The organism is Zoogloea sp. GDB6 (assembly GCF_056724105.1).
Genome location: NZ_CM161497.1, coordinates 772444 through 788193, shown reverse-complemented (window position 1 = coordinate 788193; position 15750 = coordinate 772444). Strand labels below are relative to the sequence as shown.

General features: G+C 66.0%; 11 protein-coding genes. 3 read left to right on the top strand and 8 right to left on the bottom strand.

Translation table 11 applies throughout. The features are described from left to right. Positions 1–74: 74 nt before the first annotated feature. Complete coding sequence (locus tag AC1PQG_RS03550) at positions 75–1118, top strand: HD domain-containing phosphohydrolase (RefSeq protein WP_481121295.1); 1044 nt, start codon at positions 75–77, stop codon at positions 1116–1118. Next, the gene (locus AC1PQG_RS03545; protein ID WP_481121294.1) at positions 1115–4225 is read left to right on the top strand and encodes a hybrid sensor histidine kinase/response regulator; all 3111 of its coding nucleotides are present in this window, start codon (positions 1115–1117) and stop codon (positions 4223–4225) included. The genes AC1PQG_RS03550 and AC1PQG_RS03545 overlap by 4 nt, the downstream gene beginning before the upstream one ends. 5 nt (positions 4226–4230) lie before the next feature. Here AC1PQG_RS03545 and gloA read toward each other — a convergent pair whose 3' ends face one another. From gloA to glyQ, 6 genes are read right to left on the bottom strand one after another with little or no spacing between them, the layout of a single operon-like run. Beyond that, complete coding sequence (gloA, locus tag AC1PQG_RS03540) at positions 4231–4617, bottom strand: lactoylglutathione lyase (protein ID WP_481121293.1); 387 nt, start codon at positions 4615–4617, stop codon at positions 4231–4233. Positions 4618–4632: 15 nt separating this feature from the next. Beyond that, a complete protein-coding gene (locus tag AC1PQG_RS03535) occupies positions 4633–5355 on the bottom strand; it encodes a M48 family metallopeptidase (RefSeq protein ID WP_481121292.1) in 723 nt (240 codons plus the stop codon). Next, positions 5352–6104 carry a lysophospholipid acyltransferase family protein gene (locus tag AC1PQG_RS03530; RefSeq protein ID WP_481121291.1) on the bottom strand — a complete coding sequence of 251 codons (753 nt, stop codon included), beginning with the start codon at positions 6102–6104 and terminating at the stop codon, positions 5352–5354. The genes AC1PQG_RS03535 and AC1PQG_RS03530 overlap by 4 nt, the downstream gene beginning before the upstream one ends. A gap of 13 nt (positions 6105–6117) precedes the next feature. Next, on the bottom strand, positions 6118–6651 hold the full coding sequence (gmhB, locus tag AC1PQG_RS03525) for a D-glycero-beta-D-manno-heptose 1,7-bisphosphate 7-phosphatase (RefSeq protein WP_481121290.1): 534 nt from the start codon (positions 6649–6651) through the stop codon (positions 6118–6120). Between the two features lie 12 nt (positions 6652–6663). Beyond that, the gene (gene glyS / locus AC1PQG_RS03520) at positions 6664–8748 is read right to left on the bottom strand and encodes a glycine--tRNA ligase subunit beta (protein WP_481121289.1); all 2085 of its coding nucleotides are present in this window, start codon (positions 8746–8748) and stop codon (positions 6664–6666) included. Next, positions 8748–9656: a glycine--tRNA ligase subunit alpha gene (gene glyQ, locus AC1PQG_RS03515; protein WP_481121288.1), complete on the bottom strand. Its 909-nt coding sequence runs from the start codon at positions 9654–9656 to the stop codon at positions 8748–8750. Before glyQ ends, glyS begins: the two co-directional genes overlap by 1 nt. A gap of 246 nt (positions 9657–9902) precedes the next feature. Between glyQ and AC1PQG_RS03510 the strand changes: the two genes are divergently transcribed. Beyond that, positions 9903–11528 carry a methyl-accepting chemotaxis protein gene (locus AC1PQG_RS03510; protein WP_481121287.1) on the top strand — a complete coding sequence of 542 codons (1626 nt, stop codon included), beginning with the start codon at positions 9903–9905 and terminating at the stop codon, positions 11526–11528. 45 nt (positions 11529–11573) lie between these two features. Here the strand turns inward: AC1PQG_RS03510 and AC1PQG_RS03505 are convergent, their stop codons facing one another. Both AC1PQG_RS03505 and AC1PQG_RS03500 read right to left on the bottom strand, forming a co-directional pair. Continuing rightward, a complete protein-coding gene (locus AC1PQG_RS03505; protein WP_481121286.1) occupies positions 11574–14258 on the bottom strand; it encodes an HAD-IC family P-type ATPase in 2685 nt (894 codons plus the stop codon). Between the two features lie 42 nt (positions 14259–14300). Beyond that, a complete protein-coding gene (locus tag AC1PQG_RS03500; RefSeq protein WP_481121285.1) occupies positions 14301–15671 on the bottom strand; it encodes a TrpB-like pyridoxal phosphate-dependent enzyme in 1371 nt (456 codons plus the stop codon). Positions 15672–15750 lie beyond the last annotated feature (79 nt).

Here is a 15750-nt window from a genome sequence, read left to right as displayed (position 1 = left end):
ATTTCCCCGGACTTTGACCGATATCACTTCATGTACGCGCTTTACCATAGCGCAGCGCCCCCCGCGGAGCCCCCATGGCCATAGTCATCATCGACGACACCCCCGTAAATCTCACTCTGATCCAGGCTCTGGTACGCAAACTGACTCCCGCCGGCACTGAACTCCACGCCTTCGTCTCGCCAGTCGAGGGCCTGCAGTGGTGCGGGGAAAACGAACCGGACCTGATCATCGTCGATTACATGATGCCCGACATCAACGGCATCGAATTCATCGAGACTGTCCGCCGGCGCCATCCGGCCGACGCGGTCCCGATCCTGATGGTGACTGCAGCCCATGAGAAAGAAGTCCGTTACCAGAGCCTGGCCGCCGGCGCCAACGATTTCCTGACCAAACCCATCGACCGCCACGAATTCGACCCCCGCGTACGGACCATGCTGGCCCTGCGCGAAAGCCACAAGCGCATGCGCGACTGGAACAAGGACCTCATCGCTGCGGTCACGCGCAAGACTGCAGAAATCGTCGCCCGCGAGCGGGAGACGGTCACCCGGCTCGCGCGTGCAGCCGAATACCGGGACCCTGAAACCGGCGCCCACATTCTGCGCATGGCCCATTACTCAGAACTGATCGCCCGCCAGATCGGGCTGGACGCGGAGTATTGCGAACGCCTGCTCAGCGCCGCGCCAATGCACGACGTGGGCAAGGTCGGCACGCCGGATCACATTCTGCTGAAACCCGGCCGCCTGACCGACGACGAGATGGTCATCATGCGCCGCCACGCGACCATCGGACACGACATTCTCAACGGCTCCAGTTCACCGATGATCCAGATGGCCGCCGAGATCGCCCTCAACCACCATGAGAAATTCGACGGCAGCGGCTATCCGTCCGGCTTGGCGGGTGAGGCAATTCCACTGAGCGGGCGCATCGTCGCGGTTGCCGACGTGTTCGATGCCCTGACCTCCGCACGCCCCTACAAACCGGCCTGGGAACTGGATCGGGCGGTGAGCCTGCTCAAGGAAGGGCGCGGTACGCACTTCGACCCTGTCTGCGTCGATGCTCTCCTGGAACAATGGCCCGCAGTGCTGGCCATTCGCGAGCGATACCAAGATCAGGAATGAACGCCCCGTTTCACGCCCTGGCATCCCGCCTCGGCCTACGCTCCCTCGGCCAGCAACTCACCTTTCTGTTCGCGCTGCTGCTGACCCTGTCGATCGGTGCCTACTCCCTCTATGTCGGCACCGGGCAGGCCACTTACGTGGAGCGTCTCGAACGCCGCCATGGGGACGAGCTCGGGCAGCAGATGGCCACAGCCCTCGAACCCTACGTAGCAACCGGCGATGCCCCGCAGATCCTGTCCCGCCTGCTGCAGCTCCGGCCCTCCCCTAGCATCCTGCGGGTCACCGTGACCGACCGCCAGGGCGTCCCGATCGCCAGCGCCGCACGGAAGCACGAAGATGCCCCCATGGAGGCCGAAACCATGGCCACCACACCACTGCTCCTGCCGACGGACAACCGGCAGGCGAGCGCCCCTCAGCCCCGGGCACAGCGGACGATCCTCTCCTGGTCGGCCATCGGCGAGCATGCCCCGCTCGGCTGGCTGCGCGTCGAGATGAAGCCGGTAGCCGCAGAGGAGAGCTTCAAGCACATCATCGAGGACAGTGCGCTGGCCAGCCTGCTGACGCTGCTCGCCGCCACGCTGGCCATCCTGTACTTCCTGCGCAGGCCACTGCGCAGTCTCGAACGTGCCGCCCATTTTGCGGAATCCCTCGAGAACAACCAGGGCGCACTACTGGCCGAGCCTGGCAGCATCCGCGAGATCCACAAGCTGGTGGATGCCCTGAACTGGACCTCCATTCGTCTTTTCGATGGCCAGGCGGCCCTCAGCGCCAGCGAGTCCCGCAACCGGGCAATTACCGAAGCGGCACTGGACTGCATCATCACGGTGGACGGCGAAGGAAACATCATCGAGTTCAACCCCGCCGCAGAGCGCACTTTTGGCTACCGTCGCAGCGAGGTGCTGCACCAGCCCTATGCCCGGCTGCTGTTCCCCGAACGCCTGCGGGACACCTATGACATCGAGCTCACCAGACAGCTCACCGACCCCCGCCCTGAGCACACCAGTCAGCGCATCGAAGGCATCGCCATGCGCAAAGGTGGCGACGAGTTTCCGGTGGAAGTGGCCCTGGTCGCCGTGGAAAGCAACGGCCAGCGGCTCGTCACAGCCTACCTGCGGGACATCGGCGAGCGCAAGGCGGCCGAGGCCTACATGCGCGAGGCCAAGGAGGCAGCCGAGGCCAACAGCCGCTCGAAGAGCGACTTCCTGGCCAACATGAGCCACGAGATCCGGACCCCGATGAACGCCATCCTCGGCATGACCGACCTGGCCCTCGACACACAGCTCGACGACGAACAGCGGGAATACCTGCAGTTGGTGAAGAGTTCGGCCAACGCGCTGCTGGGCATCATCAACGACATTCTGGACTTCTCGAAGATCGAAGCCGGCAAGCTGGATTTCGAGCATATCGACTTCAGCCTGCGCGACTGCGTAGCGCTGGCCGTACGCACGCTGCAGCAGCGAGCCGCCGAAAAGGACCTGCAGCTCACCGCCCAGGTTTCCCCTGACGTCCCCGATGCCCTGGTGGGCGACCCGCACCGCCTGCGCCAGGTACTGATCAACCTGCTGTCCAACGGCATCAAGTTCACGACGGCTGGCAGCGTGCAACTGATCGTCCAGCCCGGCCAGGCCGGCGGCAACGGCCAGGCCGCCATCCATTTCCGCGTTCGCGACACGGGTGTCGGCATCCCGGCCGAAAAGCAGAGCCTGATCTTCGACGCCTTCTCCCAGGCCGACACCTCCACGACACGCCGCTACGGGGGTACCGGGCTAGGCCTGACGATCAGCGCCCAACTGGTTCAGGCGATGGGTGGCCACATCGGAGTGGAAAGCACACCCGGCAACGGCAGCACCTTCCACTTCACCGCCCATTTCGATCATGGACAGCAGGCCGCGGCGATCGACGACGAAGCCCACCTGGACAACCTGCCGGTACTCGTCGCAGTGGATAACCCGGCGGAACGGGCTATGCTGGTAGAACTGCTCGAACAGTGGCGGATGGCGCCGCTGGCCATGCCCGATGCGGCCAGCACCCGGCGCGAACTGGCCGAGGCCAGTAGCAACGGCCATCCCTTCCGGGTTGTCATCGTCAGCACGCAACTCCCCGACGCCGAGGGCTTCGAACTAGTCCGGGACATCCGGCGGGTCACCCAGCAGCAACCCTGCATCATCATGCTGGCCGGGGAAGGCCGGCGCGGCGACGGCGCCCGCTGCCGGGAGTTGGGGATGTCTGCCTACCTGCCGATGCCGGTACAAGCCTCCGACCTGCTGAACGCCATACTGCTGTCGATCGAATCCGTCGATGCGCAAGAGCACGACCGCAGCCTGATCACGCGCCATAGCCTGCGTGAGCAACGACGGCAGTTGCGCATTCTGCTCGCCGAGGACAACATCGTGAACCAGACCCTCGCGCTGCGCCTGCTCGAGAAACTCGGACACCAGGTCGAGGTCGCCAACAACGGCGCGGAAGCCGTCGAACTGCATGCCCACGGACATTTCGACATCATCCTGATGGATGTCCAGATGCCCGTCCTCGGCGGCTTCGAAGCTACCGCCCGGATACGAGAAAGAGAAACTGCCGGTATGTCCCGCACCCCCATCATCGCCATGACCGCCCACGCCATGAAAGGCGACCGGGAACGCTGCCTGGAAGCCGGCATGGACGGTTACCTCTCAAAGCCGGTCCATGCCCCCGATCTGGTCGAAGTGCTGATCAACAACGTCGGGCACGGCGATCCGGCCCCGCTCCCGAGCACCGAAGCGACTCCGAGTGGCGCTCCCATCTTCGATCGCGAGAGAGTACTCGCCAACCTGGGTGACGACGCAGAGCTGCTGGATCAGCTGATCGAGATGTATGCCGAAGACGAAGCGCGCATGGTGACCACTGTGGATGCCGCCGTAGCCGCCGGCGATGCCGAGGCGCTCTATAACGCGGCCCACGCGCTGAAGGGGGCGGTTTCCAATTTCTGCGCCGAACGGGCCCAGGCCAAGGCCCAGCAACTGGAGCGACTGGGTCGTGAGAAGCAGTTGGCCGATGCGCCGGCCATCCTCGCCGAATTGCACCAGGAACTGGTCGCGCTGCGGGAAGCCTTCGGTCTCCCGCCCAGGTAATCCACTCAGCTCCGGGCCTGGATCAGTTCGACCTTGTAGCCGTCCGGGTCTTCGACGAAAGCGATCACCGTCGTGCCGTGCTTCATCGGGCCAGCCTCGCGGACGACCTTGCCGCCGCGCGCCTTGATCGCCTCACAGGCGGCGTAGGCATCAGGCACTTCCAGTGCGATGTGGCCGTAGGCCGTGCCGAGTTCGTAGGACTCGACGCCCCAGTTGTGGGTCAGCTCGATGACCGCCCCTTCCGACTCATCCTGGTAGCCGACGAAAGCCAGCGTGAACTTGCCTTCCGGATAGTCGTGACGGCGCAGCAGGCGCATGCCGAGCACTTCGGTGTAAAAGGCGATGGAGCGGTCGAGATCGACGACCCGGAGCATGGTGTGCAGAAGGCGCATGGAGTTCTCCTCTGTTCAAATGTACGGAAGGGATGCCGCCACCTGACGGAGCGCTTGGCGGGCGGCGAGGTGATCGGGATATAAAGACTCCACTACGGACCAGAAGCGCGGCGAGTGGTTCATCTCGACCAGATGGGCGACCTCGTGGGCCACCACGTAGTCGATCAGCCCCAGCGGCAGATGGATCAGCCGCCAGTGCAGGCGGATGCCACTGCGGCTGCTGCAACTGCCCCAGCGCGTGCGCGCATTGGTCAGCCCCACGGCGGGTATCGGGCGCCCGAGGCGGAGGCAGAACTCCTCGACCCGGTTGGAAAACAACTCCAATCCGCGCTGCTGCAAGCCACGCAACAGTAGCTGGCGGGCATCGCCGCCGCTGCGCAGGGCCAACTCGAGAACACGCTCAGGTCCGGATTCGTGCCACAGGACCCGGTTATTGCCACGCCCGAGGCGGAGATGCCAGGTGTCGCCGAGCAGCGGCAGCACCGCCCCGTCCTCCGGCACAAAGGCTGGCCGCGGGGTGGCCAGCGGCCGGTGGTGCAACTTGTCTATCACCCAGTCCGAATGGCTGCGGATGAAGGCCTCCACATCCCGCAGCAATACCCGCTGCGGGACGCCGACAGTCAGGCCACGATCGTCGATGCGCAGCCCGAGGGTCTTGCGCACGCTGCGCCGCAGCCGATAGACGATCCGCTGACCGTTGAGGACGATCTCGCGGGTCTCGACCGCCGGTGCCGTCACGCCTGGACCGCCTCCTTACGGGAATGGCCGCGGTAATGGTGCGGGAACAGGCGACGCATCTCGGCCTCGATCCACTTCTCGGCAAGGGCGTTGATCTGGTCGGCGGACAGTCCGGTAGTGTCGATCACCGGCCCGACGCTCACCACCACTTCGCCCGGGCGCTTGAAGAAGGCATTGCGCGGCCAGAACTCACCGGCATTGTGGGCCACCGGCACCACCGGCGTGCCGGTCTGCGCGGCCAACCAGGAACCGCCTGCCTTGTAACGCTTCTTGCTGCCTGGCGCGACGCGGGTGCCTTCCGGGAAGATCGTCACCCACAGGCCATCGGCCAGGCGCTCGCGCCCCTGCGCCTCCACCTGCGCCAGCGCATCCTTTCCGGCGGCCCGGTCGATGGCGATCATCGGCATCTGGGCGATGCCCCAACCGAAGAAGGGCACCTTGTGGATTTCCTTCTTCATGACGAAGACCATCGGCGGAAAGATGTCCTGCAGCATGATGGTTTCCCAGGCCGACATGTGCTTGGACACCACGATGGCTGGGCCCTTGGCCGGAATGTTCTCGGCGCCAATCAGGCGGTAGGGAATCCCCAGCACGTGCTTGATGACCCAGCCCATGATGCGCGGCCAGCCACGGATGATCTTGTGGCGGGTTTTCGGCCCGAAGGGGAAGGTCGCCATGGCAATCACCGCATACAACGGGGTGAAGATGCCCAGGGCCAGCATGAACAACAGATTGCGGATCAGAACCACGGAACGAACACCTTCAGGCGGTAAGCTGCGCGACAACGGCCGCCAGATCGGGATGGATTTCGGTGCCCTCGGGCAGCGCCGGATCGACCTTGGTCTTGACCCCCTTTCCGGTCAGCACGAGGTAGGGCTTGCAGCCCACCGCGACGCCGGCCTGCAGGTCGCGCAGGCTGTCGCCGACCACCGGCATGCCGGTCAGATCCACGTTGAAACGCTCGGAGATCTGGATGAACATGCCCGGCTTGGGCTTGCGGCACTCGCAGGTGGAGTCCGCCGGATGCGGGCAGAAGAAGATCCCGTCCAGCCGGCCGCCGACCTGAGCCAGGGCCTTGGTCATCTTCTCGTTGATGGCGTTGAGGGTGTCCATGTCGAAAAGGCCGCGCCCGACCCCCGATTGGTTAGAGGCCACCACCACCCGCCAGCCCGCCTCGTTGAGGCGGGCAATGGCTTCCAGGGAGCCGGGAATCGGCTTCCATTCCTCAGGTGACTTGATGAACTGGTCGGAGTCGAAATTGATGACCCCGTCCCGGTCGAGCACGATCAGCTTCATGGACAGGCTTCCTCAGGCAGACAGACGGGAGATGTCGGCCACCTGATTCATCAGGCCGGCCAGCTGGTTCAGCAAAGCCAGGCGGTTCTGACGCACCAGCGGCTCCTCGGCCATCACCATCACCTCGTCGAAGAAGCGGTCCACCGCCGCACGCAGGCCGGCGAGGACGCGCAACGCGTCGGTATAGGCCTCGTTCTGGAAGTGGGAACGGGCCAGCGGCGCGACTTCGACGATGGCGTGGAACAAGGCCTTCTCGGCCTCCTCCACCAGCAGCGCCACATCGGGTTCGCCGATCGGACCCTCGGCCTTCTTGAGGATGTTGACGATCCGCTTGTTGGCGGCGGCCAGCGCAGCCGCTTCCGGCAGTTGCTGGAAGGCCACGACGGCTTCGAGTTTCGGTACGACCAGATCGATGCGGGTCGGCTTGAGGGCCAGCACCGCGTCCACGACGTCCTGAGCATGACCAGCGTCGCGCAGGGTGTTGCGCAGGCGCTCGAGGATGAAGTCATACAGCGGGCCATCCACCTCGGCGGTCAGCACGCCCGGGGTGAAGGCCGCCACGGAGACCTTGATCAGCTCGGCCAGGTCGAGAGGCAGCGGCGCTTCCATCAGGATTCGCAGCACGCCCAGGGCCGCACGGCGCAGGCCGAACGGGTCCTTGTCGCCAGTCGGGATCTGGCCGATGCCGAAGAAGCCGACCAGCGCGTCGAGCTTGTCGGCCAGCGCCAGCGCACGGCCGATGTTGCTGTCGGGCAGCGCGTCGCCGGCGAAACGCGGACGGTAGTGCTGTTCGATGGCCTCGGCGACCACCGGCGCGGCGCCTTCGGCCAGTGCGTAGTAGCGGCCCATGGTGCCCTGCAGCTCGGGGAACTCGCCGACCATGTCGGTCAGCAGGTCGGCCTTGGACAGCAGCGCGGCGCGGTTGGCCTGGTTCTCGTCGGCGCCCAGCAGGCCGGCGACCTTGCGGGCCACTGCGGACAGGCGCTCGACGCGGTCGCCGAGAGAGCCCAGCTTGTTGTGGTAGACCACCGAGCCGAGCTTGACAACGCGCGGCGTGAGGCCGGCCTTGATGTCCTGCTCGAAGAAGAAGCGCGCGTCGGACAGGCGCGGACGCACCACGCGCTGGTTGCCGGCGATGATGTTGGTCGGATCGGCCAGCTCCATGTTGGAGACGATCAGGAAGCGATTGAGCAGCTTGCCGGACGGGTCGAACAGCGGGAAGTACTTCTGGTTGGCCCGCATCGTCAGGATCAGGCATTCCTGCGGCACGGCCAGGAATTCGGCCTCGAACTCGCCGACGTAAACAGTCGGATGTTCGACCAGCGCACTCACCTCATCCAGCAGGTCGGCATACTCGCCCAGCGTGGCGTGCTGGCGGCCGGCTTCCGACACCAGCTGCTTCTCGATGTTGGCGCGGCGCTCGGCAAAGTCGGGAATGATCTTGCCTTCGGCCAACAGGGTCGGCTCGTAGGCATCGGCGGTGGCGATCTCGATGTCGCCCTTGCTCATGAAGCGGTGGCCACGGGTCGTGCGGCCAGACTGGATGTCGAGCACCGAACCGGGCACCACGTCGGCGCCGTGCAGCATGGTCAGCTTGTGGGCGGGACGCACAAAGGTCGCATCGCCGTCGCCCCAGCGCATGACCTTGGGAATCGGCAGCTGCTTCAGCGCATCCTGTACGATACCGGCCAGCACGTCGGCCAGCTTGGCGCCGGCCACGGTAGCAGTGTGGAACAGCGCTTCGGCCTTGCCGTCCAGGCGGCGCTCGAAGCTCGCCACGGCGGACAGCGGGATGCCCTTGGCTTCCAGCTTCTTGGTCAACGCCGGAGTCGGCTGGCCGTCGGCGGTCAGCGCCACGGACACCGGCATGATCTTCTCGGTAACGTCCTTGGCGGCCGCCTCGGGCAGCACGTGGGCGATGGTCACCGCCAGCCGGCGCGGCGTGGCGAACCAGCGGAAGGTGCCATCGGCCGCTGCCAGGCCGCGGGCGCGCAGGCCGGCGACGATACCGTTGGAGAAGGCCTGGCCGAGCTTGGGTAGGGCCTTGGGGGGGAGTTCTTCGGTCAGCAGTTCAACGAGCAGGGTCGCGCCGGTCATCACGCGGCCTCCTTCTTCAGCATCGGGAAGCCGAGGGCTTCGCGGGAGTTGTAATAGGCCTGGGCCACTTCACGGGCCAGCGCACGCACGCGGCCGATATAGGCGGCGCGCTCGGTGACGGAGATCGCCCCACGGGCGTCGAGCAGGTTGAAGGTGTGGGAGCACTTCATGACCATCTCGAAGGCCGGCAGCACCAGCGGTACGGCCAGCAGGCGCTTGGCCTCGCCTTCGTACTCGCCGAACAGGCGGAACAGCCATTCCACGTTGGAATGCTCGAAGTTGTAGGTGGATTGCTCCACCTCGTTCTGGTGATAGACATTGCCGTAGGTCACCGGCGTACCGTCCGGGCCGATCGACCACACCAGGTCATAGACGTTCTCGACGCCCTGCAGGTACATGGCCAGGCGCTCGAGACCGTAGGTGATCTCGCCCAGCACCGGCCGGCAGGACAGGGAACCGACTTCCTGGAAGTAGGTGAACTGGGTGACCTCCATGCCATCCAGCCAGACTTCCCAACCCAGCCCCCAGGCGCCCAGCGTGGGCGACTCCCAGTCGTCCTCGACGAAGCGGATGTCGTGGGCGTTGGGATCGATGCCCAGCGCACGCAGGCTGTCGATGTAGAGCTCCTGGATGTTGGCCGGCGACGGCTTGAGCACCACCTGATACTGGTAATAGTGCTGCAGCCGGTTGGGGTTCTCGCCGTAGCGGCCGTCTTTCGGGCGCCGGGACGGCTGAACGTAGGCGGCATTCCAGTGTTCCGGGCCGATGGCGCGCAGGAAGGTCGCCGTGTGGAAGGTGCCGGCGCCGACCTCGATGTCGTAGGGCTGGAGCAGGGTGCAGCCGTGCTCGGCCCAGAAGTTCGAGAGACGCAGGATGATCTGCTGGAAAGTCGGTTTTTGGACGGACATGGAGTCTCCGCGGCGAGCGCCGCGCGAATTTGGGCAAAGCGCGGATTTTACTGGGTTTCTGCGTACAGGGGAGCGCCGACGCTTTGAAGCCGCTCCCAACGCTCAATCAGCCAGCTGCGCGGATTCTGTCAAGAAATTGGACACACAAGCCGTAAACAAGAGCAGATATATACAACATCGGTCAGCCGGTATCCCTACATAAACCGGCGGCACCTGAGCAAATCAGGTTTGAGGAGAGGATCCATCATGAAACTGAAAAACCTGCGCGTCGCCACGCGCATGCGGCTACTTGTCGCCTTGACCCTGCTCGGCCTGGTCGCCTTGTGCGCCGTGAGCCTGGCCCACCTACACAACAGCATGATGGACGACCGCAAATTACAGACCCAATACCTTGTGGAAAGTGGTCTGGGCGTCGTCGACCATTATCACAAGCTCTCCCAAGCCGGCACCCTCAGCGAAGCCGACGCGCAAAAGGCCGCCAAGGACGCCCTGCGCAACGTCCGCTATGCCGGCAACAACTACCTGTTCATCGTCGACAATCGCAGCCACTACGTGATGCTGCCCCCCAAGCCGGAACGGGAAGGTACCGATGCCAGCGGTCTGAAGGATACCAACGGCAAGACAATGATCACGGAGATGGTCAGGGTCGCCACCGCGGGCGGTGGCTTTGTGGATTACTGGTATCCGAAGGCCGGCGAGACCACGCCGCAACCGAAGCTGTCCTACGCAGCCCCGTTTGCCCCGTGGGGCTGGGTGCTGGGTACCGGCATCTATGTGGATGATGTGGACAGCCAGTTCCGCTCCATCGCCGGCCTGCTTGGCAGCATCTCGCTCGCTCTGCTGGCCTTGCTCGGCATCGTCGGCTGGCGTGTCAGCACCAGTGTCACCAGCCAGCTCGGCGGCGAACCAACCGAGGCCACCGCGGTGATGCAGCGCGCCGCCCAAGGCGACTTGACCGCCAACCTTGGAACCGTTCAGAGCGGCAGCATGCTCGGCGCCCTCGACACCATGGTCAGCGCTCTGCGCAGCATGATGGGTGAGATCAACAGCGGGGCCAATCAACTGGTGCATAACGCCGACCACATCAGCCGCGTGTCGAGCGAGGTTGCCGAAGCAGCCGAACGACAGTCCGATGCCACCACGTCGATGGCCGCCGCGATGGAGGAGCTGACCGTCAGCTCCAGCCACATTTCGGCCAGCGCGCTGGAAACCGAAGAGAACTCCCAGGAGGCGATGCGCCTGGCCGCCGAAGGCAGCCAGCGGGTGGACCAGGCGGCCGGCGCGATCCGCAAGATGTCGGAAACCGTCACCAGCGCCTCCGGGCGCATCCTGGCCCTGGAAGAGCGCATCGGGCAGGTCTCGTCGATCGCCAACGTGATCAAGGAAATCGCCGGCCAGACCAACCTGCTGGCGCTCAACGCGGCCATCGAAGCCGCCCGCGCGGGTGAGCAGGGCCGCGGCTTCGCAGTGGTCGCCGACGAGGTGCGCAAGCTGGCCGAACGGACCTCCTCGGCCACCACCGAGATCGAGCAGATGATCGCCGGCATCCAGAGCGACACCAGCAGCGCCGTCGAGGCGATGAACGCCGCGCTGCCCGAAGTGGATCAGGGCGTCGCGCTGGCCGCATCAGCCGCCGAGGCCCTGCACGCCATCGAGAGCGGCGCCCGCCAGACCCTCGAACGAGTCCGCGAGATCGCCGACGCGACGCGGGAACAGAGTGCCGCCAGCACTTCCATCGCGCAACGTGTCGAGGAAATCTCGACGATGGTGGAAAGCACCACGGAGAACATCCGCGGTGCCGCCGATGCTGCGGTCGGCCTGGAGAAGATCGCCTTCAGCCTGAAGGATCAGATCGGCCGCTTCCGCGTCTGAACGAAACGGAAGCCTTGCGGCAAGGCACGCATGACGGGGGCGAGTTCATTCGCCCCCGTGTTTTTTTACGAACCCTTTTTCCAGGCCGACGATGACCGCCATCAGCACCGCAGCAGCGGCAATCTCTGCCCACGCGGCAGCCGGCGGCGGCGCCGACGCGAAAACCCGGTTCATCGCCGGCAGCCACGTGAATAGCCCCTGCAGGGCCAGCATCGCGACGATCCCTGCCCAGAACCAGGGGTTGGAGAACCATCCACAGCGCCAGAACGGACCGCGCAGGTTGCGGCAATTGAAGAGATAGGCGATCTCCCCGCCCACGAAGACATTGACCGCCACCGTGCGCGCCTCCTCCAGCGTCGCCCCCAGCCCCCGCCAGCGCAGGAACAGGCCGAAGGACGCCACCAGCAGCAAGGCCCCGACCAGCACGATGCGCCGCACCAGCAGACGATCGACGATGGGCGTGCCGGGCGGGCGTGGCGGGCGCCCCATCACATCGCCCTGGATCGGCTCGAAGGCCAGCGCCAGGCCCAGCAAGACCGCCGTGGTCATGTTGATCCACAGTATCTGCAGCGGCGTGATCGGCAGTGTCACGCCGGCCAGCACCGCAAAGAGAATCACCAGCCCCTCGCCGAAATTGGTCGGCAGGGTCCAGATGATGAACTTCACCAAGTTGTCGTAAACGCCGCGCCCCTCCTCGACCGCGGCCTCGATGCTGGCGAAGTTGTCGTCGGTGAGGACCATCGCGGCGGCCTCCTTGGCGACCTCGGTACCGCCTGCGCCCATCGCCACGCCGATGTCGGCAGCCTTCAGGGCCGGCGCGTCGTTCACCCCGTCGCCGGTCATCGCCACCACTTCGCCGTTGGCCTGCAGGGCCCGTACCAGACGCAGCTTCTGCTCGGGCTCGACGCGGGCGAAGACATGGACGTCGCGCACCACGCCGCGCAGCCCGTCCGCATCGAGCCGGGCCAGTTCGCGGCCGCTCAGGGCCCGCGCGCCCTCCTCCACCAGGCCCAACTGGCGGGCGATCGCCAGCGCCGTCACCGCGTGGTCGCCGGTGATCATCTTGACCGTAATGCCGGCCCGGTGACACGCGCGGATGGCACCGATCGCCGCCTGTCGGGGCGGATCGAGCATCGCTTGCAGGCCGAGGAAGCACAGGCCGTCGGCCAGGGTGGTCTCGTCCAGCGTTTTCGCCGCAGTCGGCAAACAGGCGAAGGCCAGCACCCGTAACCCTTCGGCGGCCAGGCCACGCGCCACCTCATGGACGGCCTGCGCGTCGAGCGGAATCACGCTACCGTCGCCGTCGAGCATGTGCGTACAGCGGCGCAGCACGACTTCCGGCGCCCCTTTCAACATGACGACGCAGCCTCCGTCACTGCGGTGCAGCGTGGCCATGAACTGGCGCGCCGAATCGAAGGCGATCTCGTCCAGCCGGGGCATCGCCATGCCCAGCGCCTCCTCGTCGAGACCGGCCTTGCGGGCCGCAACCAATAGCGCCGCCTCGGTGGGATCACCGGTGATCTGCCAGTCGCCGCTCTCTTCCCGCAGACCCGCGTCGTTGCACAGCACGCCAGCCAGCAGGAGTTCGCGCAAGGCGGCTGGCGGCTCGGCCAGTTCTGTACCGTTGGCACTCACCGCGCCCCGCGGCGCATAGCCGTCCCCGCTGAAGTCGTAACGCCCGCCGCCAGCAAAGGCGGCACGCACGGTCATCTGGTTCTCGGTGAGGGTGCCGGTCTTGTCGGAGCAGATCACCGTCGTGCTGCCGAGGGTTTCCACTGCCGGCAGACGGCGGATGATCGCGCGGCGGCGGGCCATGCGCGCCACGCCGATGGCCAGGGTCACCGTCACCGCCGCCGGCAGGCCTTCGGGAATCGCCCCGACCGCCAGCGCCACGGCTGCCATCAGCATGTCGAGCCAGGGTTCGCCGCGCAGGCTGCCGACCACGAAACCCAGTGCCGCCAGTGCCAGGATCAGTACCAGCAGCGCACTGGAAAAACGCGCCATCGCCTGGGTCAGCGGCGTCGCCAGCGTGTCGGCCTGCTCCAGCATGTCGGCGATGCGCCCGGTCTCGGTACCGCGGCCGGTGGCCACCACCAGCCCGGCTGCCTGACCGGCGACAACCAGCGTCCCGGCAAAAGCCATGCAGCTCCGCTCCGCCAGACCGCTGTCCGCCGGCACCGGCTCGACGCCCTTTCCCACCGCCGTGGACTCGCCGGTGAGCGAGGCCTCGGTGATCTGCAGCGCGCGCGTGTCGAACAGGCGCAGGTCGGCCGGTACCTTGTCACCCGCGGCCAGCCACACCACGTCGCCCGGCACCAGTTCGGCCGCCGGCAGGCGCCGACGCTGGCCGGCCCGCAGCACCGTCACCTCGCTGGCGACACTGCGGGCCAAGGCCGCCAGCGCGTCCTCGGCGCGCCCTTCCTGGATGAAACCGATCAGCGCATTGACCAGCACCACGCCGAAGATGACGCCGGCGTCGGCCCACTCGTGCAGGAAGGCGGCGATCGCCGCGCTGGCGATAAGGATGTAGATCAGCGGCTGATGGAACTGCAGCGCAAAGCGCAGCACCGCCCCACGCCCCGGCCGGGCCTCGATGCGATTGGGGCCGTGGACGCCCAGACGCTCGGCAGCAACCGCCTCGGCGAGCCCGTCATCCGGGCTCGACTGGAAGGTCGCGAAGGCCTCCTGATGGGAGCGGGCATGCCAGCCCGGCGGATCGACAGGCGTCATGGCGTAGGTGCCGGATGGAGCAGATCCGTCCGGCAGGCCGGGTCAGTCCACCTTGGGCAAGCCCGACAACGCCATCGCCAACTCTGCTTCGTCGTAGTCCTGGTCGACCAGGTTGCCGGACAGGTAGTTGGTATAGGCGCTCATGTCGAAATGGCCGTGGCCGGACAGGCAGAACAGGATCGTCTCGCTCTTGCCTTCGGCCTTGCAGCGCAGGGCCTCGTCGATCGCCGCGCGCACCGCGTGGTTGGACTCCGGCGCCGGCACGATGCCCTCGCTGCGGGCAAACATCACGCCGGCCTCGAAACAGGCGGTCTGGTGATAGTTGCGCGCTTCGATCAGGCCCAGTTCCTTCACGTGGCTGACCAGCGGCGCCATGCCGTGGTAGCGCAGGCCGCCGGCGTGCAGGCCCGGCGGCGTGAATTCGCTGCCCAGCGTGTGCATCTTGACCAGCGGCGTCATACGGCCCGTATCGCCGAAATCGTAGGCGTACTGGCCGCGGCTGAGGGACGGACAGGCCGACGGCTCCACCGCGACGATGCGCCGCTTCTTGGCATTGGCACCACCGCGCAACTGCAGGCCGATGAACGGAAAGGCGATGCCAGCGAAGTTGGAGCCACCACCGGTACAGCCGATCACCACGTCCGGATCGTCGCCGGCCATTTCCAGCTGGGTGATCGCCTCTTCACCGACAATGGTCTGGTGCAGCAACACGTGGTTGAGCACCGAGCCGAGGGCGTACTTGGTGTCGTCGTTCTTGGCCGCCACTTCGACGGCTTCGGAGATGGCGATGCCGAGGGAGCCGATGTGGTCCGGATACTGGGCCAGCACCGCGCGGCCGTACTCGGTTTCATTGGACGGCGAGGCCACGCAGCGGCCGCCCCAGGTTTCCATCAGGGCCCGGCGGTAGGGCTTCTGGTCGTAGGACACGCGCACCTGGAAGATCGTCACGTCCAGCCCGAACAGGTCGCCGGCGTAGGACAGGGACGACCCCCACTGCCCCGCACCGGTTTCGGTGGTCAGCCGCTTCACCCCTTCCTGGGCGTTGTACCAGGCCTGGGGCACCGCAGAGTTGGGCTTGTGGCTGCCGGCCGGCGACACGCCTTCGTACTTGTAGTAGATCTTGGCCGGCGTATCGAGGAGCTTCTCGAGGCGGCGGGCGCGGAACAGCGGGCTCGGCCGCCACTGGCACAACACCTCACGGACCGGCTCGGGAATGTCGACCCAGCGCTCGGTGGACATTTCCTGCTCGATGATCGCATTCGGAAACAGGGGCGCCAGATCGGACGGACCGAGGGGCTGCAGAGTGCCGGGATGCAGCGGCGGCGGCAGGGGCACCGGCAGGTCGGCGGCGATGTTGTACCAGGACTTGGGCATGCGGCTTTCGTCGAGCTGGTACTTGATCCTATCGGTCATGGCGAGATCTTCCTTGTGTTGATCTTGTTATCGAACGGAACGGCCCGTCGCCTACTGGCGACGGGCTGCAGCAGCGCAC